Here is a 23,469-nt window from a genome sequence, read left to right on the forward strand (position 1 = left end):
CCGACCCCCGCCGCCGGGACCGTCGCCGGGGAGCCCTCGTCGCACGCCGACGGGGGCTCTTGGCGTCTCCGGGCCCCGCCGAGCCGTCGTTACTGCAGTGCAGTAACGACGGCTCGGCGCGGGTTCAGCTGCGCAGGGCGGCCCAGACCTCGGCGACGCGGGTGCGGAGCTGGTCGAGGGTGCCGGTGTTGTCGATGACGTGGGTGGCGATGGCCAGGCGCTGCTCGCGGGTGGCCTGGGAGGCGATCCGGGCGCGGGCGTCGTCCTCGGTCCAGCCGCGGTCGCGCACCATCCGCTCGACCTGCAGCTCCTCGGGCACGTCGACCACCACGACCGCGTCGAAGGTGTCGGCCCGGCCCGACTCGGCGAGCAACGGGATGTCGTGGACGACGACGTCGGCCTCGCTCGCCGCGGCCTCGAGCTCGGCGTAGCGCTCGAAGACCAGCGGGTGCACGATCCCCTCGAGGAGCCGGCGCTTCTCGGGGTCGTGGAAGACGATCCGGCCCATCGCCGGGCGGTCGAGGTCGCCGTCGGGGGTGAGCAGCTCCTCGCCGAAGGCCTCGACGACCGCGGCGAGCCCGGGCGTGCCCCGCTCGACCACCTCGCGGGCGAGCTGGTCGCCGTCGATGATCACCGCGCCCAGCTCGGCCAGCATCGCCGACACCGTGCTCTTGCCCGACGCGATCCCGCCGGTCAGCCCCACCCGCATGGGGCGCACCCTATCCGTCGGCCAGCGCCCCGAGGATCCGGTGCAGCTCGCGCCGGTCGTCGGCCGTCAGCCCGGCCAGGAACCGCTCCGACTCCCACCGGCGCGCGCGCTCGACGACCGTGAGCAGCTCCCGCCCGGCGTCGGTCGCCACGACGGTCGTCGCCCGCCGGTCGCTGGGGTCGGGACGGCGCTCCACCAGTCCGCGCGACGCCAGCGCGTCGACCACCTCGGTGGCCGATCGCGGTGCGATCCGCAGCCGCTCGGCGAGCACCGAGTTGCGCGGGCCGTCGAGTGCGACGACCAGCTTGAGCGCCCGCCCCTGGGCGGGGGTCACGTCCCACCCGGCCAGCACGGCGGAGTGCCGGCGGCGCAGGGCCCGGGCCGCGGCCATCAGCAGGTCGCCGGTGCTCTCAGGGTGCACGGGAACATCTCCTCGACTCCGCGTGTTGGCCTCATTGTGAGGATACCTCAGGACTAGAGAAGGGGTGGTCGGATGGACGACCAGCACGGACGCCGGGGCACCCGTTCCCCCGAGGCCAGCCGGGCCGACCGGCGCCAGCTCGAGCGCGCGCCGGTGTCGCTGCGCCGGATCGCGCGCCTGTTCGCGCCCCACCGCCGACGACTGACGGTCGTGGTGGCCCTGATCGTCGCCAGCTCCGTCGTCGGGCTGGCTCAGCCGTTCCTCGTCAAGCACGTCATCGACGTGGCGCTGCCCGGCCAGGACGTCGGGCTGCTGCTCGCCCTGGTCGCGGGCATGGTCGGCATCGCCGTCGCCACCGCCGCGCTCGGCGTCGTCCAGACCTGGCTCGCCACCTCGGTCGGCCAGGAGGTGATGCACCGGCTCCGCTCCGACCTCTTCGCCCACCTGCAGCGCCAGTCGCTCGGGTTCTTCACCCGCACCCGCGGCGGCGAGGTGCAGTCGCGGCTGGTCAACGACATCGGCTCGATGCAGTCGGTCGTGACGTCCACCGCCACCTCGGTGGCGGCCAACGTCACCGTCGTGCTCGGCACCGCCGTGGCCATGGTCGCGCTCTCCTGGCGGCTGGCCCTGATCTTGCTGGTGGTGCTGCCGCCGGCCGTCGTGCTGACCCGTCAGGTCGCCCGGATGCGGCACGCGGTCACCGCCGAGCGGCAGCGGGCGCTGGCCGACCTGCACGTCCAGGTCGAGGAGGGCCTCTCGGTCAGCGGGGTGCTGCTCACCAAGACCCTCGGCGCCGCCCCGGCCCTGGCCCGCCGCTTCGACGACGCCTCCGCGGCGCTGGTCGGGCTCGAGATCCGCTCCCAGCTGGCCGGGCGCTGGCGGATGGCCACGATGACCGTGGTCTTCGCCGCCGTGCCCGCCGCCCTCTACCTCGCCGCCGGGCTGCCGGTGACCGGCGGGGGCATGACCATCGGCACCCTGGTGGCCTTCGTGTCGCTGCAGGGCTCGCTGTTCCGCCCGCTGATGGGCCTGCTCAACGTCGGGGTCGACGTGACCGCCTCGCTGGCGCTGTTCAGCCGGATCTTCGAGTACCAGGACCTGCCCGTCGAGATCGACGACCCCGCCACGCCCGCCCGGCTCGGACGGGTGCGCGGCGAGGTGCGGCTCGACCGGGTCGGGTTCGCCTACGACGACGCCGCGCCGGTGCTCAGCGACGTCGACCTCGTGGTGCCGGCCGGCTCCTCGCTGGCGCTGGTCGGCGAGACCGGCAGCGGCAAGAGCACCCTCGCCGGGCTGGTCGCCCGGCTGCACGACCCCACCACCGGGTCGGTGCGGCTCGACGGCGTCGACCTGCGCGACCTGACCCTGGCCGACCTGGCCGGTGCCGTGGGCGTGGTCACCCAGGAGACCTACCTCCTGCACGCCTCGGTGCGCGACAACCTGCTGCACGCGCGGCCCGACGCCACCGACGCGGAGCTGGAGGCCGCGGCCCGCGCGGCGCGGATCCACGACGTGCTGGTGGGGCTCCCCGAGGGCTACGACACCGTCGTGGGCGCGCGCGGCCACCGGTTCTCCGGCGGGGAGAAGCAGCGGCTGGCGATCGCCCGCACGCTGCTGCGCGACCCCCGGGTGCTGGTGCTCGACGAGGCGACCAGCGCGCTCGACAACACCACCGAGCGCGAGGTGCAGGCGGCGCTCGACGACCTCGCCGACGGCCGCACGACCATCACCATCGCCCACCGGCTCTCCACCGTGCGCGACGCAGACCAGATCGCGGTGCTCGACGCCGGCCGGGTCGTGGAGCTCGGCACCCACGAGGAGCTGCTGCTCCGTGGTGGCCGCTACGCCGACCTGGTACGCGGCGGGCTGGCCGCCACCGCGGCCTGACCGCGGCGCCGGCGACCGGTCGGTGGAGACTGGACCGGTGACCAGCCTCGCCACCGGCGACCGGGTCGCGCTCCTGGCGCCCGGCACCCACGACTACCTCGTGCTCGTGCACGCCCTGCTGGCCCGCGGCATCTTCCCGGTGCCGCTGGACCCGCGGCTGACCGCGGGAGAGCGGGAGCGCATCCTGGCCTCGGTCGAGCCCCACCTCGTCGTCGAGGGCGAGGCGGGGGTCGCGGCGCTGCTCGCCGAGCAGCCGACCGCGCCCCCCGACGCGCTGCCGCTCGGGCGGCCGATCCACGTCACCAGCGGCACCACCGGCACGCCCAAGGGCGTCTACAGCGGCCTGCTGCCCGAGCCCCACGCGCGAGCGCTGGTCGCCGAGGAGCGCGACCTGTGGGGGTTCGCTCCCGACGACGTCAACCTCGTCCTCAGCCCGCTCTACCACTCCGCGCCGCTCCGCTTCGCCCTCGGCACCCGGCTCGCCGGCGGCCGGGTCGTCGTGCCGGGGCCCTTCGACGTCGTCGCCGTCACCCGCGCGATCGCGACCGAGCGGCCGACCACGATGTTCTGCGTGCCGACCCACCTCCAGCGGCTCTTCGCCCACTGGGACGAGGTGGGCGTGCCGGACCTGTCGTCGTTCCGCCTGGTGGCCCACGCCGGCGCGCCGTGCCCGGCACCGGTCAAGCGCCGGCTGGTCGAGCTGTTCCCGCCCGGGTCGACGTGGGAGTTCTACGGCTCGACCGAGGGCCAGTTCACCGCGTGCCGCAGCGAAGAGTGGCTCGAGCGGCCGGGCACCGTCGGCCGGGCCCGGCCCGGCCGCGAGCTGCGGATCGCCGACGACGGCACCATCTGGTGCCGGGTGCCGGAGCACGCGCGGTTCACCTACTGGGGCGACCCCGCCAAGACCGCCGCCGCGTGGCGCGGCGACAGCTTCACGGTCGGCGACCTGGGCCGCCTCGACGACGACGGCTACCTCCACCTCGAGGGCCGCCGCGAGGACCTGGTGATCAGCGGCGGCGTCAACGTCTACCCGCTCGAGGTCGAGCAGGTGCTCGGCGAGCACCCGGGCGTCACCGACGTCGCGGTCTACGGCGTCGACGACCCCGCGTGGGGCCAGCGGGTCTGCGCCGCGGTCGTCGGCAGCGCGACCGCGGAGGAGCTGGCGGCGTACGCCGGTCGGCACCTCGCACCGCCCAAGCGACCCAAGACCTGGCACCTGGTCGACGTGCTGCCGCGCACCCTCACCGGCAAGGTACGGCGCCAGGAGCTGCCGGGGGCCACGCCCTAGACTGCGCGGCGTGACGCTGGTCCGGGAGCTGCGCGGCGCGGCGGTCGACGCGGCCCTGGTGGTCGCCGACGGGGTGCGGCTCGCGGTGCGGCACTGGCCGGCGCTGGTCAGCATCTTCCTGCTCGGGCTGGCCGCCCGCAACGCGGCGATGTGGGGTGCGGTCGTCCTGGGTCGCGAGCACCCGGTGCTGGCCTCGCTGCTGGTGCCGCTGGCGCCGCTGGCCATGGTCGTCGCGCTGGTCGCGATGCTCGGCGCCGTGCGCCCGTCGACCCGCTGGGTCGGTCCCGGCCCGGCCGGCACCCGCGGAGAGCGCCTCGCCGTGCTGGCCGCCGCGCTGGTGCCGTTCCTCACGGTCTACGCCATCCAGGGCCACCTCGACGAGGACCGCAACCAGTTCATCAACGAGAGCTACGCCGACGAGGTGCGCGTCGGCGACCTGCTGAGCGGCGGCGGGCTCGACGACCGCACCCTGGTCACGGTGACCAGCTGGCAGCTCGCCCTGGTCGCCGTCGCGCTGCTGCTGCGCACCGTGATGGACCGCGTCGACCTCGCCGACCGCCACGTGGCCGGCGGGCTGGCGGTCGCGCTCGTGGAGGTGACCTGGCTGACCTGGCTGGCCTCGATCCTGACCTCGCGCTGGGGCGACGCCCGCGACTGGGTGGGCGAGCGGGTCGTGGCCAGGGAGCTCGCCGAAGGGTGGCACGGCGTGACCGCGGCACTGGGCCCCTTCACCGCCCCCGTGCGCGCCCTGGGCGACCTGGTCGGCGGCGTGGTCACCGGCGTCGGCGACATCGTGGTGACACCGGTCGCCTGGCTCACCGTCGGCGCGATCGTGCTCACCGGCATGCGCCGCGAGGGACGCCGGGCCCGCCTGGAGGACCACCACGTCGTGACCCGGGTGCGCGACCGGATCGACCGCGTCGCCTGGCTGGCCGAGCGCCGGCGCCGCGCCGGCGACGCGCTCGGACGTCGGTTCGAGGAGCTGGTCGCCGGGCTCCGCACCACCGCGCACGCGGGGGTGGTGCCGGTGCTGGCGTTCTGCCTCGTGCTGACCCTGGCCCGGTTCGCCGAGTGGGGGGCCGCCATGCTGCTGCGCGCCGCCATCGGACCCCGCGACCCCGGGCTGATGGTCGCCGCCTCGCCCTACCTCGAGGGCGCGACCCGCCTCGTCCACACCGTGGTGGTGGTCGTGCTCGTCGCCGCCGCGGTCGACCGGCTGCTCGCCCGCCGCGAGCTGCTGGGGCGCGAAGCGCTCGCCGAGGACGCCGAGGACGCCGACGCAGGGGTCAGCGCGACCCGAGGCTGAGCTCGGCGACGTCGGGCGCCTCCCACCACAGCCGCACCCGGTCGGGCACCATCGACGCCGCGGTCACGGCGTACGCGCTCACCTCGTAGGACGCCGGGCGCGGCGCGTCGCCGTCGGGCGGCGAGCCGTCGTAGCCCGGACCCGTGCGACCCTCGGGCTCGCAGGCCGTCGTCGGCACCTGCACCCCGCCGACGCTGCCGCCGACGGCGTCGGCCTCGTGGCCCTCGTCGTCGAGCACCGAGACGTGGCAGCCGCCGAGCGGGACGTCCTCGCCGACGTCGAGGCGGAGCCTCACCTCCCACACCGCGGTGCCCGTGGGCGGATCGAGCCGCTCGGGCCCCGAGAAGCCCTCGACCGTGGTGGCCGGTCGCACGTCGACTAGGGTCACGGTCAGCTCGCGGTGGTGCTCGTCGCCGGCCTCGTCGACCCACTGGTCACGCAGCCGCACCGGCTCGCCCTGGCGGCCGGTGGTGCGGTCGTGCAGCTCGTCGGGCCACCAGAACATCTGCAGGCGGCTGGCGGACGTGAGACCGGCCAGCACCAGCGCGACCGGCAGCACCAGCAGCCAGCGCCGGCTCACGACTCCTCCTCCGCGTCCGACGCGCCGAGCCCGGCGTCAGGAACGGCGAGCACGCCGGCGAGCGCGAACGCCTCGGCGTCGGCCTCGGTCAGCCCGAGGTCGACGACCGCGAGCGCGTCGAACCGGGTGTCGGAGGACTCCCGGGCCAGGCTCAGCCGGAGCGTCGGCACCGCGTCGACCGGCACCTCGAACACCGCGACGCAGTGACTGGGCAGGCCGGGCGGACCGGCGGTGCAGGAGTTGGAGTTGCGGGCCGCCAGCGACCAGGTGCGACCCTCGTCGTCCTCGAGCTCGGCGAAGCTCATCGCGGTGTTCTCGCGCTCGGCGACCACCGTGTAGCGGACCACCAGCCACAGGCCGGGGCTGACCTTCTCGGTGCCGAGGTCCTCGACCCGGGTCGAGCCGTCGACGCCCTCGACGGTGACCGTGGCGGTGCGCACGTCGACCGGCTCCCCCACCGCGGCGGTGCGCCGGTGCGGCGCGGCGCCGGGGTCGTCCTCGGGGTCGGGCAGCAGGCCCTGCACGAGCGAGCCGGCCGCCAGCAGCGCGGCCGCGGCGACGGCCACCCCCGCGCGGTGGCCCCACCCCCGGCCGGTCACAGCCCCTCCGGCTCGGGTCGGGTCGCCGGCAGGGGTGCCACGTCGAGCACCACCCGGGCGACCGGCGCGGGGTCGAACCAGCCGGGGGTGCGGTCGATCGCGCTGCGCCGCCGGGCGTGCTCGCTCACCACCAGGGCCAGCCGCGACGGCACGTCGGTCTCGTCGACGACGAAGACCAGCCGGACGTCGTAGGCCAGCCCGGGGCCGATCCCCAGCAGGGAGGTGTCGTCGGCCGCGACCCGCACCTCAGGGGCCGGGTCGGCGGTCTCGCCGCCGTAGACGTCGTAGGCGTGGTCGAGGTCGGCGGTGACCAGCCTGGACAGCGTGGTCGAGGTCGCCGTCTCGTCGTGGGCCACCTCGACGCGCGCGTCGACGACCAGGAAGGCGCGGCCCTCGTCGGCGTCGCGGTCGCCGACGCGGTACGCCGCCTCGGCCCGGTCGAGCCGCACCCGGAACGGCGCGGCCTCGATCTCGGTGCCCGCGCTGCGGGTGGTTGGCCCGGCCGGCGTCGCCGGGGCCCAGCCCCCCAGCACGGTGACGAGCGCGACGGCCAGCGTGGCGACCAGCGCCACCAGGGTCACCGAGAGGGTCGCGGAGCCGGTGCGCACGACGTGACGCGGCATCGGCTCCCGAGTCGGCACTCCGTGATTCTAGGGGCGTGCCCGGGGTCCCGGTGCGCCCGGTCGCGCCGGGCGCGGGTCTGGTGCCGGCGCGGCGGGCTGACCTACGTTGAACCGATGAGCCAGCCGGGAACCCCAGACCCCACGCCACCGGAGCCCTCGGCCGGCCCGCCGCCGTCCAGCCCGCCGTCCAACCCGCCCTCGAGCCCGCCCTCGGGCGCGTCGGGCCGACCCCGCTTCCTCCCGCCGCCGCCGAGCGGCCCGCCGCGGCCGCCGCGGACCTCCGGCCCGGCACCGGAGTGGCGACCGATCGTCCGGTACGTGGTCGCGGCGCTGCTGCTGGCCGCGACCCTGTGCGTGTGCCTCGGCTTCGCCCCCGAGGAGTCCTTCGACGACCGCCGGAGCGCCATCGCGCGCGAGGACGACCTCAACAACGGGTCGACCGAGGGCGCGCCGCAGCAGGAGGTCGTCAACGGCTGGACGACCATCGCTTACCTCGAGCTGCTCTCGGAGCAGCAGGAGCGCAGCGACAACCGTCGCGACGGCCTCCTGGTCGTCGGCCTGGTCGGCCTGGCGACGCTCCTGCTGACCGGTCAGGCCCGTCCGGCCTCGCGGCCGCCGGCCGCCTGACCGCTGCGGTTGCGGCCCGGTCGGGCCTCAGGCCGAGAACGCGCGTCGGTACTGCTGGGGGCTGACCCCGCGCACCCGCCCGAAGTGGTGGCGCAGGGTGGCGGCGTTGCCGAACCCGACCTCGCCGGCGATCCACTCCACCGACCGGTCCGACTCCTCGAGCAGCTGCTCGGCGCGCAGCACCCGCTGGCGGGTCACCCAGGCGTGGGGGGTGGCGCCGGTCTCGGCGCGGAACCGGCGGGCGAAGGTGCGCGGCGACATGAGCGACTTGCGGGCCAGGGTCTCGACGTCGAGGTCCTGGTCGAGGTGCTCGACGATCCAGGACAGCAGCGGGCCGAAGGTCTCGCTGTCGCACTCCGGCACCGGGTTGGTGATGAACTGCGCCTGGCCGCCGTCGCGGTGCGGGGGCACCACGATCCGGCGGGCCGCGGTCGCGGCGACGTGGGCGCCGAACTTGTCGCGCATCAGGTGGAGGGAGGCGTCGATGCCGGCCGCCGACCCGGCGCCGGTGAGCACGTTGCCGTCGTGGCAGTAGAGGACGTCGGGGCAGACCTTGGCCTCGGGGTAGGTGCGGGAGAGCCGGTCGGTGTAGCGCCAGTGGGTCGTGCAGTCGCGACCGTCGAGGAGACCGGCGGCGCCCAGCTCGAAGACCGCGGAGCAGTGGGCGTAGATGATCGCGTCACGGTCGTGGGCGGCGCGCACCGCGTCGAGCACGGCGTCGTCGTGCTCGGTGAAGGCCCACTTGGGCGCCAGGCAGACCAGGTCGGCGTCGGCGGCGGCCTCCAGACCGCGCTCGACGACCAGGTCGAAGTCGGAGCGCCCCTTCACCACGCCGGGACGCGGGGTGCAGACCCGGAAGTCGAAGACCGGGTTGTCGTCCTCGGGGTGGTAGGACTCCCCCCACACCTCGACGAGCGAGCCGAGGCCGAACGGCTCGGCACCCTCCTGGACGATGACGGCGACGGTCTGCATGTCGCCACCGTACCCCGGTTCTGGCAGGAAATCGACGGCAGATGACTTTCCTGCCACTCGTGGCAGGATCGCGCCGAGAGCAGGATTACTGCCATGACACTCCTCCTCATCCTCGGCATCGTCTCCGTGGTCGCCATGATCCAGACGGTGCGCTCCGTGCTCAACGACGGCCAGGGCCACACGCGGCGGCCCCCGGTCTCCCACTTCGAGGACCCGCAGTTCCGCTCCCCCGCGGCTCGGTGAGGTCCCCGACGTCCCGTCCCCAGCTCCGCCCGCTCCCAGCACAGGAAGCACGAGGGCCCGGCCACCACTCTCGTGGTGACCGGGCCCTCGTCGCGTTGCTGGTGCCTGGGTGCCGGCGCTCGGCCGGGACGCCGGCAGGGGTCAGCTGGCGCCGCCGGTGAGCTTCTCGCGGAGCGCCTGGAGCGCCTCGTCGGAGGCGAGCGAGCCGCCGTCCTCGGTCTCGTCGACCGCGTCGCCGCCGGAGGAGTACGACGTGGCCTCGCCGGCCTCGACCTCGGCCTTGGCGGCCTCGGCCTGCTGCTTGACGTGGGCCTCCCAGCGGGCGTGCGCCTTGGCGTACTGCTCCTCCCAGATCGCACGCTGCTCGTCGAAGCCCTCGAGCCACTCGCCCGTGTCGGGGTCGAAACCCTCGGGGTAGACGTAGTTGCCCTGCTCGTCGTAGGTCGCGGCCATGCCGTAGAGCGTCGGGTCGAAGTCCTCGACCTCGGCCGCCGCGGCGGTCTCGTTGGCCTGCTTGAGCGACAGCGAGATCCGGCGCCGCTCGAGGTCGATGTCGATGATCTTGACCATGACGTCGTCGTTGACCTGGACGACCTGCTCGGGGATCTCCACGTGGCGCTCGGCCAGCTCGGAGATGTGCACCAGGCCCTCGATACCCTCCTCGACCCGCACGAACGAGCCGAAGGGCACCAGCTTGGTGACCTTGCCCGGCACGATCTGGCCGATCTGGTGGGTGCGGGCGAAGTGCTGCCAGGGGTCCTCCTGCGTCGCCTTGAGCGACAGCGAGACCCGCTCGCGGTCCATGTCGACGTCGAGCACCTCGACGGTGACCTCGTCACCGACGGCCACGACCTCCGAGGGGTGGTCGATGTGCTTCCACGACAGCTCGGACACGTGGACCAGGCCGTCGACGCCGCCGAGGTCGACGAACGCACCGAAGTTGACGATCGAGGAGACGACGCCCTTGCGGATCTGGCCCTTCTGGAGCTGGGTCAGGAAGCCGTGGCGGACCTCGGACTGGGTCTGCTCGAGCCACGCCCGGCGCGACAGGACCACGTTGTTGCGGTTCTTGTCGAGCTCGATGATCTTGGCCTCGAGGGTCTGACCGACGTAGGGCTGCAGGTCGCGGACGCGACGCATCTCCACCAGGGAGGCCGGCAGGAAGCCGCGCAGGCCGATGTCGAGGATCAGGCCGCCCTTGACGACCTCGATGACGGTGCCCTCGACGACGCCGTCCTCCTCCTTGACCTGCTCGATGGTGCCCCAGGCGCGCTCGTACTGTGCGCGCTTCTTGGACAGGATCAGGCGGCCCTCCTTGTCCTCCTTCTGGAGGACCAGGGCCTCGACCTTGTCACCGACGGCGACGACCTCGTTGGGGTCGACGTCGTGCTTGATCGAGAGCTCGCGCGAGGGGATGACACCCTCGGTCTTGTAGCCGATGTCCAGCAGGACCTCGTCGCGGTCCACCTTCACGATGGTCCCGTCGACGATGTCGCCGTCGTTGAAGTACTTGATCGTCGCGTCGATGGCGGCGAGGAAGTCCTCTTCGGACCCGATGTCGTTGACAGCCACCTGGGGCGCGTCGTAGTCCGGAAGAATGATGGTGCTCGTCATGAGGAAGGTGTTTTCCTTGGCGGTCAGATGTAGTCGCGGGCGCGCCGGCGGTCCGGTTCACCATCGACTGGGTTCAGCGCCACCGCCGAGGGCGGGGCATCAACAGCGAGCACGAGTCCACTCCGTCCGGGACGCAGGCAGACCTCAGGCGCGCCCACCAGCGTACGCCGCCGCCGCGCGGTGAGTCCAACCAGCGTCCCCGACCTCCGCCACGGGGGTGCCGGGACCACTGGTGCAGACCGGACGGGGACGAGTTGCGCATACCCCGCCGCGACGAGGGTACGACGCCGTGGGCGACGTCACGACGCGACTCTGCCGACGCGCGTCGTGCCCGCGCTCGACGTACACGGAACGACCGGCGCCTGCCGCCCCGCCTCGTGCGGCGCGGCAGGCGCCGTCGTGTGCGCGGACCGCGCGGTGCGGCCACGCGCTCCGGCCGGGCTACGCTCGCCGCTGTGGAGCAACCCCCGCACCCGCCCGTGCGGGTCGAGCGACGGGCCGTCGACGAGCGCGAGTCGCGGCAGGCCAACGGACCCGACTGGGACCGCTACGCCGACGAGTACCAGGCGACCCACGGCGAGTTCCTCGGCGACACCGGCTTCCTGTGGGGCCCCGAGGGCGTCACCGAGGCCGAGCTCGGCATCCTCGGCCCGGTCGAGGGCCGCGACGTGCTCGAGGTCGGCTCCGGCGCCGGGCAGTGCTCGCGGTGGGTGCGCACCCGCGGCGGGCGCGGCTACGGGCTCGACCTCTCCTTCCGCCAGCTCCAGCACGGTCTGCGCATCGACGAGGAGTCCGGCGTCGCCGTGCCCTCGGTGCTCGGCACGGCCACCGCGCTGCCGTTCGCCGCGGCGTCGTTCGACGTGGTGTTCTGCTCGTTCGGGGCGCTGCAGTTCATCGCCGACCTCGACGTCGCGGTGGCCGAGGTGGCCCGGGTACTGCGCCCCGGCGGCCGGTTCGCCTTCTCGATCACCCACCCGACCCGGTGGATGTTTCCCGACGACCCCGGCCCCGAGGGGTTGGTCGCCAGCCAGAGCTACTGGGACCGCACTCCGTACGTCGAGGTCGACGAGGCCACCGGCCGGGTGTCCTACGTCGAGCACCACCGCACGCTCGGCGACTGGGTCGCCGTGCTCGCCCGGCACGACTTCCGGATCACCGACCTGGCCGAGCCGGAGTGGCCCGAGGGCCACGAGCGGGTGTGGGGCGGCTGGTCGCGCACCCGGGGCCGGTTCACCCCCGGCACCGCGATCTTCGGCGCCGACCTGGCCGGACCGTAGGGTCGCTGCGTGGACGAGCAGGAGATCCGCAAGTCGTTCGCCCTCGAGCAACGCCACTGGTGGTACGCCGGGCGGCGCGCCCTCGTGCGGCGGCTGCTGCGCGGCGTGCCCGCCGGGCGCGCGGTCGACGTCGGCTGCGGCGGCGGCGGCAACACCGGCGTGCTGCGCGACCTCGGCTGGACCGTCGCCGGGCTCGAGCACTCCCCCGTCGCGGCCGCGATCGCGGCCGGCCGCGGGCTCGACGTGGTGCGCGGCGACGCGCGGGCCCTGCCGTTCGCCGACGGCTCGCTCGACCTGGTGATGTCGACCGACATGTGGGAGCACGTCGACGACCACGAGGCGGTGGCCGCCGAGAGCGCCCGGGTGCTGCGCCGTGGCGGCCGGCTGCTGGTCGCGGTGCCCTGCTCCATGCGGCTGTGGAGTGGTCACGACGTGGCGCTCGGCCACGTGCGGCGCTACGAGCGCGACGAGCTGGTGGGCCTGGTGGAGCGGCACGGGCTGCGGGTCACCGACGTCCGGTCGTGGAACGTGCTGCTGCGCCCGGTGGCCCGGCTGCGGCGCCGCAACAACCGCAGCGAGAGCGAGATGGACGAGGTGCACCCGGTCGTCAACGCCGGGCTGCGCGCGGTCGTGGGCGCCGAGCGCTTCCTGCCCGTGCACCGGCTGCCCGGCATCAGCCTGGTGCTGCGGGCCGAGAAGCCGTGAGCGCCGGCTGGGTCGCCGACGGCTCGATCCGCTGGCGGATCCTGCTCACCGCCACCCTCGACCGGCCGCCGCGGCCGGACGACCTGCGCGACCGCCTCGCGTCGCTGGCGCGCGCCCAGGGCTGGGCCGGCGCCGAGCTGCGCACCGCCCCCGGCGACGACGCCGGCCTCGCCGGCCTGCGCGCCGAGCTGGCCGAGGTGCCCGACCTGCCGCTGGTCGTGGGCGTGGCGGGCCCGGCGCTCGTGGTCTCGGCCCACCACGCCCACGTCGACGGGCTCGGGCTGCTCACCGTGCTCGGCGCCCTCACCGACGCCGAGGTGGCCTCGTCGGCGCGCGGCGTCGAGGACCGGCCGCGCCGGGGCGGGTTCGCCCGCGCCGCGCTGGGCCGGCTGGGCGAGGTCGCGCTGGCCCCACCGGCCCGGGTCGCCACCAGCGGCGGCGTCGCAGCGCCGGGCGACGCGTTCGCTCGACGGGTGGTCGATGGCAGGGTGCGCACCGCCGACCTCGTGCACGCCGGCGTGGCGGGGGTGGCCGCCCACAACGCCGCCGCGGGACGCCGGACCCGGCACGTCGCCGTCGCGGGCGGCGCCCGGCGCCCGGCCCCGGCGGGCGCCCCGGGCGCCGGCCGACCGGAGCGAGCTGCTGCGGCTGCGCGACCTCGAGGGGTGCACCCGCGAGGAGGTCGCCGCGCTGGTGCGCTCGGCCCCCGTGCAGCCGGCCGCGGCCGGGGCCGGCGCCGCCGGCGGGCTGGTCGGGGTCGGCCTGCGGCTGCTCGCGCCGCGGCTCGGCTCGACGCTGTTGGTCTCGCACCTCGGCGAGGTCACGGCACCGGGCGTCGCCGACCTGGCCTTCCACCCCGTGACCGCGGGCGGCACCGGGCTGGCGCTGGGGGCGGTCGGCCTCGGCGGCCGAACGGTCCTGACCCTGCGCGGCCGCGCGCGCGACTGGGACCAGAACGGCCTCGAGCGGTTGCTCGAGGCCGTCCTGGGAGGACTCGTGGCGGGTGGCCGTCCCGGCCCTGCCGGGTGACCGGCCCCGGTCCTGCGGCGGGCCCCTCCCTGGCGGACCCCTCCCTGGCGGGCCGCTCCCTGGCGGGCCCGTCCACGGTGGGGCGGGTCAGTCGCGCTGGCGACGGCGCAGCAGGAACCCGCCGCCCAGGCACAGCAGGCCGACGACGCCCGCGACGAGCGGGAACGTCAGCCGCATCCCCGAGAGCATCGGCGCCTGGCTGGCGAGCTTGTCGCTGATGTCGTCGATCGACTCCTCGGTGTAGCGCACCGTGCCGACGAACGCCGGCACCTGGACGCCGCCGTGGCTGAGCACCTGGTTGCGCTCCTCGACCCGGTTGACCGGGCTCCCGGTGGCCGGCTCGATGTAGAGGGTGCGGGTCATGGCGTAGACCATGTCGGCCTGGACGGAGGCCTCGTCGGACCCGAACACCGAGCCCGGCACCTCGCGGGTCTCGATCACGGTCGGCTCGATGGTCTGCACGAACTTGTAGACCGTCATCCCGTTGATCTCCTCCTCGCCCTCGTACGTGGCCGTGGTGGCCTCGCCGATCGAGGAGTCCCACTGCTGGTAGTCCCTCTTCTGGGTGTCGAAGGGGAACTTGTAGATCTGTCCCTGGCGGACGATCGCCTGCTGCTCGCCCTCGGTGGCCTCGACGAAGCCCACGTCGTAGGACGACGCCGCACCGGTGACCGCGTCGAAGGGCGAGAGCTCCGAGGTCTGCTGGAACACCGAGCCGTCCTCGCGCTCGATCGTCACGGAGTTGGCCCACACCACGACACCCTCGGGTGCGGCCGGGAAGTCGCCCGACACGGTGTGCGAGGCGATCGAGAGGTCGTGGGTCTCCGGCGCCAGCACGTCGGGGTCGCTGTTGAAGACCTGGGCGCCCTCGGCCTCGAGGAAGGTGTCGGACTCGTAGTTGGCCGGCACCCGGGCCAGCTGCGGGTAGGCGTAGGCCGGGATCATGACCGCGGCCACCAGCAGGAAGGTGCCGAGCCCGAAGAGGGCGAGGACGGCGACCCGGCCGGCCCGCCCGCGCTTCGGGGCCGGCGTGGTGTGCTTCTTCTTGTCCAGCTGGACGGTGTCAGCCATGGTGGAGCTCCTCCTCGATGACGGTGCGCGCTTGGTCACGCATCCGGCGCCAGCTGAAGCCGGAGGCCCAGGTCTGGCAGGCCTTGACGGCCAGGGTCGTGTTCTCGGGCTCGGCCAGCTCGCGGAGCGCCGTCCGCAGCTGGTCGGTGAGCCGGGCCCCGACGACGTCGAGGTCCGGGTGGTCGGGCACCAGCCAGCCGGTGGCGCCGTCGCGGATCGACTCGCGCAGGCCGGGGACGTCGCGGGCCACCGTCGGCACGCCGTGCCCGGCGGCCTCGATGACGACCTGTCCCCAGCCCTCGATGTCGGACGCGCAGACGTGCAGCGCGGCCCTGCGCAGCAGGGCGTGCTTCTCCTCCTCCGGCACGAAGCCGTGGAAGGTGACCCGGTCGGCGATGCCGAGGGCGGCGGCCAGCGCCCGCAGCCGCTCGTCCTCGGGGCCCTTGCCGATCACGTCGAGGCGCAGCGCGGGGCGCTCCGCGCGCAGCGCGTGCACGGCGCGGAGCACGAGGTCGACCCGCTTGTGCGGCACCAGGCGGCCGAGCACCGCGACCCGGTCGGGGTCCTTGGCCGCGACGACGTCCTCCACCCGGTCGTCGACGTCGGGCAGCGCGGTGCCGTTGGGGAGGATGTCGATGTCGCCGGTCCAGCCGAGCTGCGCGCGCATCTCGGTGCGGGTCGACTCCGAGACCGCCACCGTGCGGCGGCCGCGGTAGACCCGGCGCATCGCGACCCGCTCGAGGAGCTGGCCGAGCAGCGCCAGCGGGCGGGGGAAGTACGTCGCGAACTGCTCCTGGTGGACGTGGTGGACCACCAGCAGCACCGCCGTGCCGCGGCGCACCCACAGCGGCGACCACGACGGGATGCCGCACTCGGGGTCGACGACCGCGTCGAGGTGGCGGCGGCGCCGCAGCAGGCTCCACGCCGCGTGGGCGTAGTAGGTGAACGGCCCGCCGCCGCGGACGATCGCGATGCCGTCGCGGACCTCGTGCCGGGCCTGGTGGCGGTCACGGGCGGTGATCAGCTCGACCCGGGCGCCGGCCTCGTGCAGCGCCAGCGCCAGCTCCCACGCGTAGCGTTCGGAGCCGCCGGCCAGCGCGTGGTCGAGGTCGCGCCAGTTGACGACGGCGACCCGGGCGCCGCGCAGCCGGGGCCAGGTCGGGTCCGGGGCCGAGGCGCCGGGGGGCCGCTCGGACGAGGAGGTCACGGTGCTCAGCCCTCCGCCGCGAGCGGCGGCACGATCACCGGGCGGAACGCCGGCTGCGGGGTGGCGGCCTCGGTGGCGATCCGCACCTGGCGCATCCGCCGACCGATGCGCGCCAGGTCGGCGAACGACCCGGCGCCGTGGCGCACGGGGGCGAACGTCGAGCCGGGCACGTCGGCCCAGGTGACGGGGAACTCAGCCACCGTCGCGCCGCTCGCCCGGGCCAGCGCCAGGAGCTCGACGTCGAAGGCGAAGCCAGTGGTCTCGAGCAGCCGGAAGACGTGGCGGCCCAGATCGCCGTCCATCAGCTTGAACCCGCACTGGGTGTCGCTGATGCCGGGCACGATCCGCGCGGCGCAGGAGCGGTAGGCGCGGGCGCCGCGCTCGCGCAGCCAGCTGTGCCGCACCGCGGTGTCGGCGCCCTCAGCGGCGCGGGAGCCGATGGCGACGTCGGCACCGGTCGCGAGTCGGCGCCACCCCTCCTCCAGCGCGTCGAGCCGGGTCGCGCCGTCGGCGTCCATGAACCCGACGACCTCGGCGTCGGTGACGGCCATGCCGGCCCGGACCGCCGCCCCCTTGCCGGGCGTCGGGCAGCCCACCACCTGCACCGGCAGCGCGGCCGAGTCGGCGGCGAGCGCCACCGCCGCGGTGGCATCGGTGCTGGCGTTGTCGACGACGATCACCTCGACCGGACCCGTGACGGCCCGGGCCCGGAGCACGTGGCGGCGGAGCTCACGCAGGGTGCGCGGAAGCCGGGCTTCCTCGTTGTACGCGGGTATGACGAGCTGCAGCATCGGACCCTCCCAAGCCGGACGCAGCGGTGACGGGCACTCCCCATGGAGGTGCCCCGGGGTGCGTGCGGACGCCGGACCCGGCGACGCGCTGCGTCGACCGTGGTGCGGAGGCGTCCGCCAGCGAGAGCTACTGGTCGGAGTAGGCGTAGAGCTTGGTCTCGCTGACCGGCTTCTGGTCCGCGCCCTGGAACGCCTGGACGCCTGCCACGAACGTGGCCGCAGCCACGAGCCCGCCGACGACGGCGGAGATGATGAAATTCATGCTGGGTCCCCTCCCAAAGACTCACAGCGGCGGTCGTCGATGTGACGACCTTCACTCCCGCGACGAAGTATGAGCGCGAGCGAGACCAAAAGCAAGGAGGCGGTCAGTCCGCCGCCCGCCAGCACGACCGCCCGGGCCGTGCCGCCGGCGCCATCGCGGGGGTCGGCGCCGGGGGCGCCCAGGTCGACCAGTCGCAGCGCGGGGCCGTCGACCACCACGTCGCCCGTCGGCACCGTTCCGCTCGGCATCCCCTTCTCCACCAGGACGAACCGCACCCCGAGCCGCCGCAGTGCGGCGGCGGTGCGGCCGGGGTCGCCTCCCTCCAGCGCGGCGGCGACGTCGCGCACGGCCGGGTCCTCCGAGGGCACCACCAGCCCGTCGACGACGAGTCGGTCGTCGACGACGACGTCGCCCGGGAGCAGGCGGGGCGCCGGGTCGAGCACGGCCCGGCCGTCGTTCCAGGCGAAGCCGCGGTAGGAGCCCGCCCAGGGCAGCACGACCGTGCGGGTGGTGGCGCGGGTGGTGGCGCGGGTGTCGAGGTCGGCCTCGAGCACGGCGGCCACCCGGTCCCAGTCCGCGGGGTACGTCGTCCGCTCGAACGTGCCGAGTCCGCCCCAGGCCAGGCTCGGCAGCAGCAGCACCGGCGCGACCGCGAGCAGCGCGACCACGGCCCACATCGCTTCGCGCCCCTCCCGCACCCGGGAGCCGGCCCACGTCGCCGCGCCCGCGACGCCGGGCAGCAGCAGGAGCGCGGCAGGGGCGAGGTACCGGTGCGAGTCACGCAGCACCGCCAGCGCTGGCACCCGCTCCCCGAGCGCCTCGAGCAGTCCGTCACCGCCGGGAAGCGTCGGCAGCGCGGCGACCAGCAGCGCGCACGCCGCCAGCAGGCCGAGGCGTCGCGTGCCTGCCGGGCGGGGCCGGGAACGGAGGCCGAGCAACGCCACGCAGGTGAGCAGGCCGGCCAGCGCCACGACGACCACGCTCCCCCGCTCCGCGGGCACCACCGAGGTCTTCCAGGTGCCGCCGAGCGACCACAGGCTGGCCAGCACCCCCAGCGACGACTCCGCCCGAGCGGCGAACGCCGCGAACACGCCGTCGACGCCGACCCGGCTGGTGCTCGCCACCAGCGTCGGGAGCAGCCACGGCAGGTTGGCGACGACGCCGGTGGCGAGCAGGGCTGCGGGCTGCCACCGGGGACGCCGCGCGGCACCGAGCACCAGAGCGGTCGCCACCGCGACCAGCCCGCTGGACGGGCTGCACACCGCCGAGGCCACGAGCACCACGACGAGTCCCGGCCAGCCGGCGCGCGGGTCGGTGCGCACCCGGGTCGCCGCCGTGGCCACCCAGGGCAGCAGCAGGTAGCCGGCCAGGATCGCCCACTGTCCCATCGCGAGGTGGGCGTGGGTCCACGGGTTCCAGACGAACAGCGTGATCGCCGCCAGTCGGGCGTACGCCGGGGCGCCGGCCACGAACCGCCCGGCGCCCACCCCACCCAGCACCAGCGCCCCGAGCAGCAGCGCCTTCTGCACCAGCCAGCCCGGCACCACCAGCGTCGCGACCGAGACCAGCGCGTCCATCGGCACCGCCCGCGGCAGCGACCCGTCGAGGCCGAGCCAGGCGTCCTTCCACGGCTGGCGCGGCACGAAGACCATGTCGCCGAAGAGCCAGTAGCCGCGGCCGAGCAGCAGCGGACCGAGCACGACCAGCGCGAGCAGCACGCTCCAGCCGGCGTCGGTGCCCCAGCCGCCGCGGCGTCCACCACGGCCGGCGCCGGCCTCAGGAAGCATGGCTGCCGAAGCGCCGGGAGGGTCGCGGCGCGAGGGCGAGGGTCAGCGCCAGCGCCAGGCCGGCCCCGGTGAGCAGGTCGGAGGTGGCGGTCGGCAGGCCGTCGTCCGGCGCGACCTGGAGCACGAACACGAGCAGCCCGGCCAGGAGCAGGGCCGTAGCCCCCAGCTCGCCGAGCCGCGGCACCCGCACCAGCGCCACCCCGGCCAGGGCGCCGGCGGCGACGACCGGCCCCCCGACCACGAAGCCCGCCGCGACCGCGCCGGCGCTCCCGACCAGCGCGACCCAGCGCGGGAGGGCGCGAGCGGCCGGCCGGACCCGGGGCCCAGGGCCGAGCGGCAGGTCGCGGCGGCGGCGTACCGCGAGCCGCAGGAGCAGCACCAGGGCGGCGAGGAGCACCAGCCCGAGGACGACGAGCCCGGCCACGAGGGTGCGCAGGTAGCCGGGCTGGGGGTCGAAGGTCAGCACCACCCGTCCCGAGACGTCGGCGGGCAGCCGCCAGCCCTGCGACCAGCCGTCGACCTGCAGCGGTTCGAGCACCCGGTCGCCGGCCCGGGCCACCCAGCCGGCGTTGAAGCTCTGCGGGGTGGACAGGATCGCGTCCTCACCCGGCCCCACCTCCAGCACGTGGCGGGTGTCGGACGTCGAGCGCTCCACCAGCAGGCGCGACCTCGCCACCGCGGGGCGGTCGGCGATGGCGCGCAGGGTGAGGGCGACGGGCTGGAACTGCGGCGTCGACAGCAGCCGCACCCGGTGCTCCCCCTCCTCCAGCTCGAGGCTTGGGCCGCAGAGCTTGACCGCCAGCTGGCCGTTGGCCGTCACCGCGCCGAGGGGGCCCCGCACCCGGGTGGGGTAGCGCCGCCCGTCGATCTCCAGCTGGGGGCCGAAGCCGCAGACCGCGCCGGTGGTGGCCGCCCCCTCGAGCGGCACGGCGACGCGGCCCGGCCGCAGCCGGACCTCGCCGACCCCGAGGGTGAACGGGTCGTCGCCGGGGCGCGCGAAGGTGATCTCGACCCGGCTGGCGCGCACCGGCTCGAACCGGCCGGTGCCGGTGAGGTCGACGGTGCGCACCGCGCCGTCCTCGGTGCGCAGCACCGCCCGGGTGGGACGGGCCGCGACCGGCGCCGGGCGGTCGACGACGATCCGGTCGAAGGTGCGCGGGGTGCCCAGGTCGAGGGTCAACGTGGGCGTCGGGTCGCGGGGGTCGGCGACCCACGAGGTGGTCGGGTCGTCGTCGTGGGCCATCCGCGGCGACACCGTCGGGTCGCGCTCTAGCCACGACGAGGCCGAGGCCTGCACCGCCAGCACCGGCTTGAGCAGCTCGAGGGTGTCCCCCGTGCTCCGTGCGACCGCGAGCCCCCGCGGGCGCCACGTGCCGGACGCGTCGAGGTGGAAGGTGCGGTCGATGCCGGTGGCCTCCTCCGAGGCGCGGTGCCGCCCGGGGTCGCAGTCGGGCCCGAGGAGCGTGGTGATGCAGGCCCGCGACTCCGGGACGGCGGCGAACAGCAGGTCGGTGGGCCCGGCCTGCTCCACGTCGGGCAGCCGCAGGGTCCGCTCGGGCTCGACGCCCTCGATCGCGAGCTCGGCCAGACCCACCGGCGAGGTGGGGTCGCCGACCCGGCGTACCTCCACCCGCACCCGGTCGGCGCGCACCCCGCCGAGGTCGGCGACCGCGCGGCCGGTGAGCCCGCGCGGCTCGACGTCGACGGTCTCGCCACCCGCGGTGACCCGCCACTCCTCCACCGGTTGCAGGCCGAGCGTCTGCACCGGCTCCTGCAGCACCACCTCACCGAGGGAGCGCGGTACCCCGAGGTCGACCTCGACCCACTGGCCGCGGGGCCGCTGGAACGCCCCGGGCACCCAGTAGCTGTCGTCGTCGCCGTCGAGCACCGACCACGGCGCGGTCTCGGGCCGCACCCCGCCGAGGATGTCGGCGTAGCCCGACGAGGAGGAGGCGGTCACCCCGTCGATCCCGCGGTAGTGCGCCACCACCGGGTCGGCGCCGTCTGGGCCGGGGTAGTTGGGGACCACCCGGCCCCCGCGGTAGGGGTCGTCGGCGGTCATCACGTTGCTCTCCGCGTCGTGCACCCGACCGAAGGCCCGCTCGCGGCGCCGGAAACCGTCGCCCTGCAACCGGGCCGGCTCCTCCCAGCCGGTCTCGCCCTGCACGACCATCGCCTGGTCGTCGCCCACCAGGCCGGCGCCGACGCCGGTGATCGCGTCCTCCACCGAGGTCGCGACGGTCACCGCCTCGTCGGCGTCGCGGACGTCGAAGCCGGGGGCGCCGTCCGGGCGGCCGCCGTAGGCGTTCTCGACCTCGAAGACCTCGATGGCGGGACCGAACTCGAGCCGGCCGAAGGTGGCGACCCGGGTGATGCCCGGCGAGCGGGCCAGCGCGATCGCGACCAGGATCGAGGGGGTCGCCTGCGAGACCTCGGGGTCGAGGTCGTGGCGCACCACCACCCGGTCGACGCCGATGCGCTCCAGCATGTTGCGCAGGTACGGCGAGCCGGCCCCGGTGCCGAGGTACTCCTCGAGCGCCGACAGCATCCGGATCGTGGGCGCGGGCGTGAGCGGCACCTGCGACCGGGTCACCCACGGGGAGCTGCCCAGCACCTGCATGGGCTCCTCCATGGTCCAGCCCCAGGTCTGGATGCCGAAGCCGGAGCCCGGCACGATCCAGGCCGCGCCGTCGGCCTCGCTGTCGTCGAGGTACGCCGCGGTGGCCAGCCAGTGGTCGGGAACCTCGTCCCAGCCCGGGGTGCGCAGGTTGGCCGAGAGCACCGGCCACGCCATCACGACCAGGCCGAGCACGGTGGCGCCGGTGAGCGCGCCGGCGCCGACCCGGCGCGCCGACGCCAGGTCGCGGCCCCAGCGCCGGCCCCCGTGGACGACCGCCCGGCCCAGCTCGCCGACCAGCAGGCCGAGGCCCACGCACAGCGGCAGGCGCAGCACCGGGTCGGCCTTCGGCACGTTGCGCAGCGGTGCGAGCGGGCCGTCGAGCAGGTCGCGCAGGACCTCGCTGAGCGGCCCGTCGAGGGTGCCGACGTGCGCGATCGACAGGCAGGTGATGCCCAGCGCGGCGGAGAGGGCCAGCGGCACCCGGAACTCGCCGCGGCAGCGCGCCAGCCCGACCACCCCGAGCGCCGCCACCACACCGCCGGCGAGCGCGATCCAGGGGTTGTAGGAGACGTCCCAGCCCGCCGGCCACCACTGCCGGCCGTTGACCACGATGTAGTCGACCCAGTTGCTGGCCGCGCGGAGCGCCGCGGTGAACCCGGAGGACCGGGTGGTGCTGCGCGCGTCCTCGACGTAGTCGAAGAACGGCGGGCTGTACTCCCCCAGCCGCGCCAGCGAGAGCGCCCACCAGGCGTTGACCACGACCATCGCCGCGCCCCAGCCGAGCACGAACCGCCAGCCGAGCCGCCGGGTCGCCCACGCCCAGACCACGAAGACCGCCAGCAGCGCCGCGGGCGCGGCGGTGGCGGTGCCGTTGACACCGCCGGAGCAGGCGAACGCCGCCGCCGACAGCACCGCCGCGGTCGGGGCGCCGAGCCGGCCGCGGACCGCGATCAGCACCGGGAGCAGCGCCCACGGGAGCACCGCGCCGGGCAGGATCTCGGCGCTGCGCACGCCCAGCTCGGCAACGTTGCGGGCGTTGAGGCCGTAGGCCAGCCCGGCGACGGCGGCCGCCCACGGGTTGACCGCCAGCACCAGGGCCACCCGCCGGAGTCCCTCGCACGCGACCACGAGCACCAGCACCGACCAGACCCGCTCCGCGACCCAGCCCGGCACGGCGAGCTGCTCCATGCCGCTGAAGAAGAGTCCCTGCGGGAAGAGGTAGCCGTAGGCCTGGTTCTGCAGCTCGCCGAGCGAGACGCGCGGGTTCCACAGCGAGAAGGTGTCGCGCAGGAACTGGGTCGGCGCCTCGGTCATGTCGAGGCGGGTGTCGGAGGTGGTCTGCCCGAACTTCTCGGTCACCACGAACATGGCCAGCACCAGGTACGCCGTCCAGGTCAGCACCGCGGCGCGACGCCGGTCGGCGCGGCGGGCCGCCCGGTCGGCCGCCTGGTCGTCCAGATCGGCGTGGGCGGCGTGGTCGGCGTGGTCGGCGTGGGCGGCGTGGTCGGCGTGGTCGGCGGGCTCGTCCGGACGGCCGGGGTCGCGCGGGCCGGCGCCGTGCCGCTCCCCCGGCCCGGCGCCCCGCGCTCCCCGCCGGGTGTCCATGGCGCGCAACTGTAGGCCGGACCCCGGCCGACGGGGCCACGGGTGCTGCCGGGCGGGGCCTTCCCTCGAGCCGGCCGGCCGATCGGTGGCGCGCGGGGCCAGCCCCCCGACCGCCCCTGGGTGCGGTGCCCGGCGCCGGACCTCTCGGCCAGAACCTCGACTACTCGGCCAGAACTCCGGCCGAGAAGTGGTGGTCTCCCCGGTTCACCGGGGAAACCACCCGCCCGCCGGCGCCCTCACCGGTGC

The 23,469-nt window shown here is 75.4% G+C and carries 21 protein-coding genes; 8 read left to right on the forward strand and 13 right to left on the reverse strand.

Translation table 11 applies throughout. The annotated features are described in order from the left end of the window. Window positions 1–124: 124 nt before the first annotated feature. Both coaE and JT721_RS17555 read right to left on the reverse strand, forming a co-directional pair. Window positions 125–709 (reverse strand): dephospho-CoA kinase, encoded by a 585-nt coding sequence (gene coaE / locus JT721_RS17550; protein WP_205474563.1) that lies wholly within the window; start codon window positions 707–709, stop codon window positions 125–127. Window positions 710–719: 10 nt separating this feature from the next. After that, the gene (locus tag JT721_RS17555) at window positions 720–1,130 is read right to left on the reverse strand and encodes a MarR family winged helix-turn-helix transcriptional regulator (RefSeq protein WP_307828116.1); all 411 of its coding nucleotides are present in this window, start codon (window positions 1,128–1,130) and stop codon (window positions 720–722) included. A 72-nt stretch (window positions 1,131–1,202) separates the two neighbouring features. Here JT721_RS17555 and JT721_RS17560 point away from each other — a divergent pair, with 72 nt between their 5' ends. Genes JT721_RS17560 through JT721_RS17570 form a run of 3 tightly spaced genes read left to right on the forward strand, consistent with a single transcriptional unit; the run spans window position 1,203 to window position 5,611 of the window. After that, a complete protein-coding gene (locus JT721_RS17560; RefSeq protein ID WP_205474564.1) occupies window positions 1,203–3,017 on the forward strand; it encodes an ABC transporter ATP-binding protein in 1,815 nt (604 codons plus the stop codon). Window positions 3,018–3,054: 37 nt separating this feature from the next. Then, a complete protein-coding gene (locus tag JT721_RS17565) occupies window positions 3,055–4,305 on the forward strand; it encodes an AMP-binding protein (RefSeq protein ID WP_307828117.1) in 1,251 nt (416 codons plus the stop codon). 10 nt (window positions 4,306–4,315) lie between these two features. Beyond that, the gene (locus JT721_RS17570; RefSeq protein WP_205474566.1) at window positions 4,316–5,611 is read left to right on the forward strand and encodes a hypothetical protein; all 1,296 of its coding nucleotides are present in this window, start codon (window positions 4,316–4,318) and stop codon (window positions 5,609–5,611) included. Here JT721_RS17570 and JT721_RS17575 read toward each other — a convergent pair. The 3 genes from JT721_RS17575 to JT721_RS17585 are packed head-to-tail and all read right to left on the reverse strand — an operon-like array spanning window position 5,592 to window position 7,431. Beyond that, window positions 5,592–6,191: a hypothetical protein gene (locus JT721_RS17575; protein WP_205474567.1), complete on the reverse strand. Its 600-nt coding sequence runs from the start codon at window positions 6,189–6,191 to the stop codon at window positions 5,592–5,594. The genes JT721_RS17570 and JT721_RS17575 overlap by 20 nt on opposite strands. Continuing rightward, window positions 6,188–6,790 (reverse strand): hypothetical protein, encoded by a 603-nt coding sequence (locus JT721_RS17580; RefSeq protein WP_205474568.1) that lies wholly within the window; start codon window positions 6,788–6,790, stop codon window positions 6,188–6,190. The genes JT721_RS17575 and JT721_RS17580 overlap by 4 nt, the downstream gene beginning before the upstream one ends. After that, a complete protein-coding gene (locus JT721_RS17585; RefSeq protein WP_205474569.1) occupies window positions 6,787–7,431 on the reverse strand; it encodes a hypothetical protein in 645 nt (214 codons plus the stop codon). The genes JT721_RS17580 and JT721_RS17585 overlap by 4 nt, the downstream gene beginning before the upstream one ends. A gap of 96 nt (window positions 7,432–7,527) precedes the next feature. Between JT721_RS17585 and JT721_RS17590 the strand changes: the two genes are divergently transcribed. Then, a complete protein-coding gene (locus JT721_RS17590) occupies window positions 7,528–8,040 on the forward strand; it encodes a hypothetical protein (RefSeq protein ID WP_205474570.1) in 513 nt (170 codons plus the stop codon). 27 nt (window positions 8,041–8,067) lie between these two features. Here JT721_RS17590 and JT721_RS17595 read toward each other — a convergent pair whose 3' ends face one another. Further along, window positions 8,068–9,012, reverse strand: coding sequence for a GlxA family transcriptional regulator (locus tag JT721_RS17595; protein ID WP_205474571.1), 945 nt, complete (start codon window positions 9,010–9,012; stop codon window positions 8,068–8,070). 93 nt (window positions 9,013–9,105) lie between these two features. Here JT721_RS17595 and JT721_RS17600 point away from each other — a divergent pair, with 93 nt between their 5' ends. Beyond that, a complete protein-coding gene (locus JT721_RS17600) occupies window positions 9,106–9,255 on the forward strand; it encodes a hypothetical protein (protein ID WP_205474572.1) in 150 nt (49 codons plus the stop codon). A 141-nt stretch (window positions 9,256–9,396) separates the two neighbouring features. Here JT721_RS17600 and rpsA read toward each other — a convergent pair whose 3' ends face one another. Continuing rightward, window positions 9,397–10,869: a 30S ribosomal protein S1 gene (gene rpsA, locus JT721_RS17605; protein ID WP_205474573.1), complete on the reverse strand. Its 1,473-nt coding sequence runs from the start codon at window positions 10,867–10,869 to the stop codon at window positions 9,397–9,399. 455 nt (window positions 10,870–11,324) lie between these two features. Here rpsA and JT721_RS17610 point away from each other — a divergent pair, with 455 nt between their 5' ends. The 3 genes from JT721_RS17610 (at window position 11,325) to JT721_RS17620 (ending at window position 13,880) form a co-directional block, all read left to right on the forward strand. After that, window positions 11,325–12,146 carry a class I SAM-dependent methyltransferase gene (locus JT721_RS17610; protein ID WP_307828119.1) on the forward strand — a complete coding sequence of 274 codons (822 nt, stop codon included), beginning with the start codon at window positions 11,325–11,327 and terminating at the stop codon, window positions 12,144–12,146. 9 nt (window positions 12,147–12,155) lie between these two features. After that, a complete protein-coding gene (locus JT721_RS17615; RefSeq protein ID WP_205474574.1) occupies window positions 12,156–12,851 on the forward strand; it encodes a class I SAM-dependent methyltransferase in 696 nt (231 codons plus the stop codon). Window positions 12,852–13,331: 480 nt separating this feature from the next. Then, window positions 13,332–13,880, forward strand: coding sequence for a hypothetical protein (locus JT721_RS17620; RefSeq protein ID WP_205474575.1), 549 nt, complete (start codon window positions 13,332–13,334; stop codon window positions 13,878–13,880). Window positions 13,881–13,967: 87 nt separating this feature from the next. Here the strand turns inward: JT721_RS17620 and JT721_RS17625 are convergent, their stop codons facing one another. From JT721_RS17625 to JT721_RS17645, 6 genes are all read right to left on the reverse strand, one after another. Further along, window positions 13,968–14,951 carry a DUF3068 domain-containing protein gene (locus JT721_RS17625; RefSeq protein ID WP_205474576.1) on the reverse strand — a complete coding sequence of 328 codons (984 nt, stop codon included), beginning with the start codon at window positions 14,949–14,951 and terminating at the stop codon, window positions 13,968–13,970. Further along, window positions 14,944–16,158 (reverse strand): glycosyltransferase family 4 protein, encoded by a 1,215-nt coding sequence (locus JT721_RS17630; RefSeq protein ID WP_205474577.1) that lies wholly within the window; start codon window positions 16,156–16,158, stop codon window positions 14,944–14,946. Before JT721_RS17630 ends, JT721_RS17625 begins: the two co-directional genes overlap by 8 nt. Window positions 16,159–16,163: 5 nt before the next feature. Next, a complete protein-coding gene (locus JT721_RS17635) occupies window positions 16,164–16,949 on the reverse strand; it encodes a glycosyltransferase (protein WP_205474578.1) in 786 nt (261 codons plus the stop codon). Window positions 16,950–17,076: 127 nt separating this feature from the next. After that, window positions 17,077–17,211 (reverse strand): hypothetical protein, encoded by a 135-nt coding sequence (locus JT721_RS21500; protein WP_275898906.1) that lies wholly within the window; start codon window positions 17,209–17,211, stop codon window positions 17,077–17,079. Then, window positions 17,208–18,998, reverse strand: a complete 1,791-nt coding sequence (locus JT721_RS17640; protein WP_205474579.1) for a hypothetical protein — start codon at window positions 18,996–18,998, stop codon at window positions 17,208–17,210. Before JT721_RS17640 ends, JT721_RS21500 begins: the two co-directional genes overlap by 4 nt. Next, on the reverse strand, window positions 18,988–23,223 hold the full coding sequence (locus JT721_RS17645; RefSeq protein WP_205474580.1) for an alpha-(1->3)-arabinofuranosyltransferase family protein: 4,236 nt from the start codon (window positions 23,221–23,223) through the stop codon (window positions 18,988–18,990). Before JT721_RS17645 ends, JT721_RS17640 begins: the two co-directional genes overlap by 11 nt. Window positions 23,224–23,469: the final 246 nt, after the last annotated feature.

This window comes from Nocardioides sp. SYSU D00038 (assembly GCF_016924665.1).
GTDB lineage: Bacteria > Actinomycetota > Actinomycetes > Propionibacteriales > Nocardioidaceae > Nocardioides.

Excerpts from the sequence above, each read along its gene's own strand:
- JT721_RS21500 (WP_275898906.1), bottom strand. The coding sequence starts at position 17,211 with ATGAATTTCATCATCTCCGCCGTCGTCGGCGGGCTCGTGGCTGCGGCC.
- JT721_RS17640 (WP_205474579.1), bottom strand. The coding sequence starts at position 18,998 with ATGCTTCCTGAGGCCGGCGCCGGCCGTGGTGGACGCCGCGGCGGCTGG.
- JT721_RS17600 (WP_205474572.1), top strand. The coding sequence starts at position 9,106 with ATGACACTCCTCCTCATCCTCGGCATCGTCTCCGTGGTCGCCATGATC.
- rpsA (WP_205474573.1), bottom strand. The coding sequence starts at position 10,869 with ATGACGAGCACCATCATTCTTCCGGACTACGACGCGCCCCAGGTGGCT.
- JT721_RS17595 (WP_205474571.1), bottom strand. The coding sequence starts at position 9,012 with ATGCAGACCGTCGCCGTCATCGTCCAGGAGGGTGCCGAGCCGTTCGGC.
- JT721_RS17625 (WP_205474576.1), bottom strand. The coding sequence starts at position 14,951 with ATGGCTGACACCGTCCAGCTGGACAAGAAGAAGCACACCACGCCGGCC.
- coaE (WP_205474563.1), bottom strand. The coding sequence starts at position 709 with ATGCGGGTGGGGCTGACCGGCGGGATCGCGTCGGGCAAGAGCACGGTG.
- JT721_RS17590 (WP_205474570.1), top strand. The coding sequence starts at position 7,528 with ATGAGCCAGCCGGGAACCCCAGACCCCACGCCACCGGAGCCCTCGGCC.
- JT721_RS17620 (WP_205474575.1), top strand. The coding sequence starts at position 13,332 with ATGGCAGGGTGCGCACCGCCGACCTCGTGCACGCCGGCGTGGCGGGGG.
- JT721_RS17635 (WP_205474578.1), bottom strand. The coding sequence starts at position 16,949 with ATGCTGCAGCTCGTCATACCCGCGTACAACGAGGAAGCCCGGCTTCCG.
- JT721_RS17560 (WP_205474564.1), top strand. The coding sequence starts at position 1,203 with ATGGACGACCAGCACGGACGCCGGGGCACCCGTTCCCCCGAGGCCAGC.
- JT721_RS17645 (WP_205474580.1), bottom strand. The coding sequence starts at position 23,223 with ATGGACACCCGGCGGGGAGCGCGGGGCGCCGGGCCGGGGGAGCGGCAC.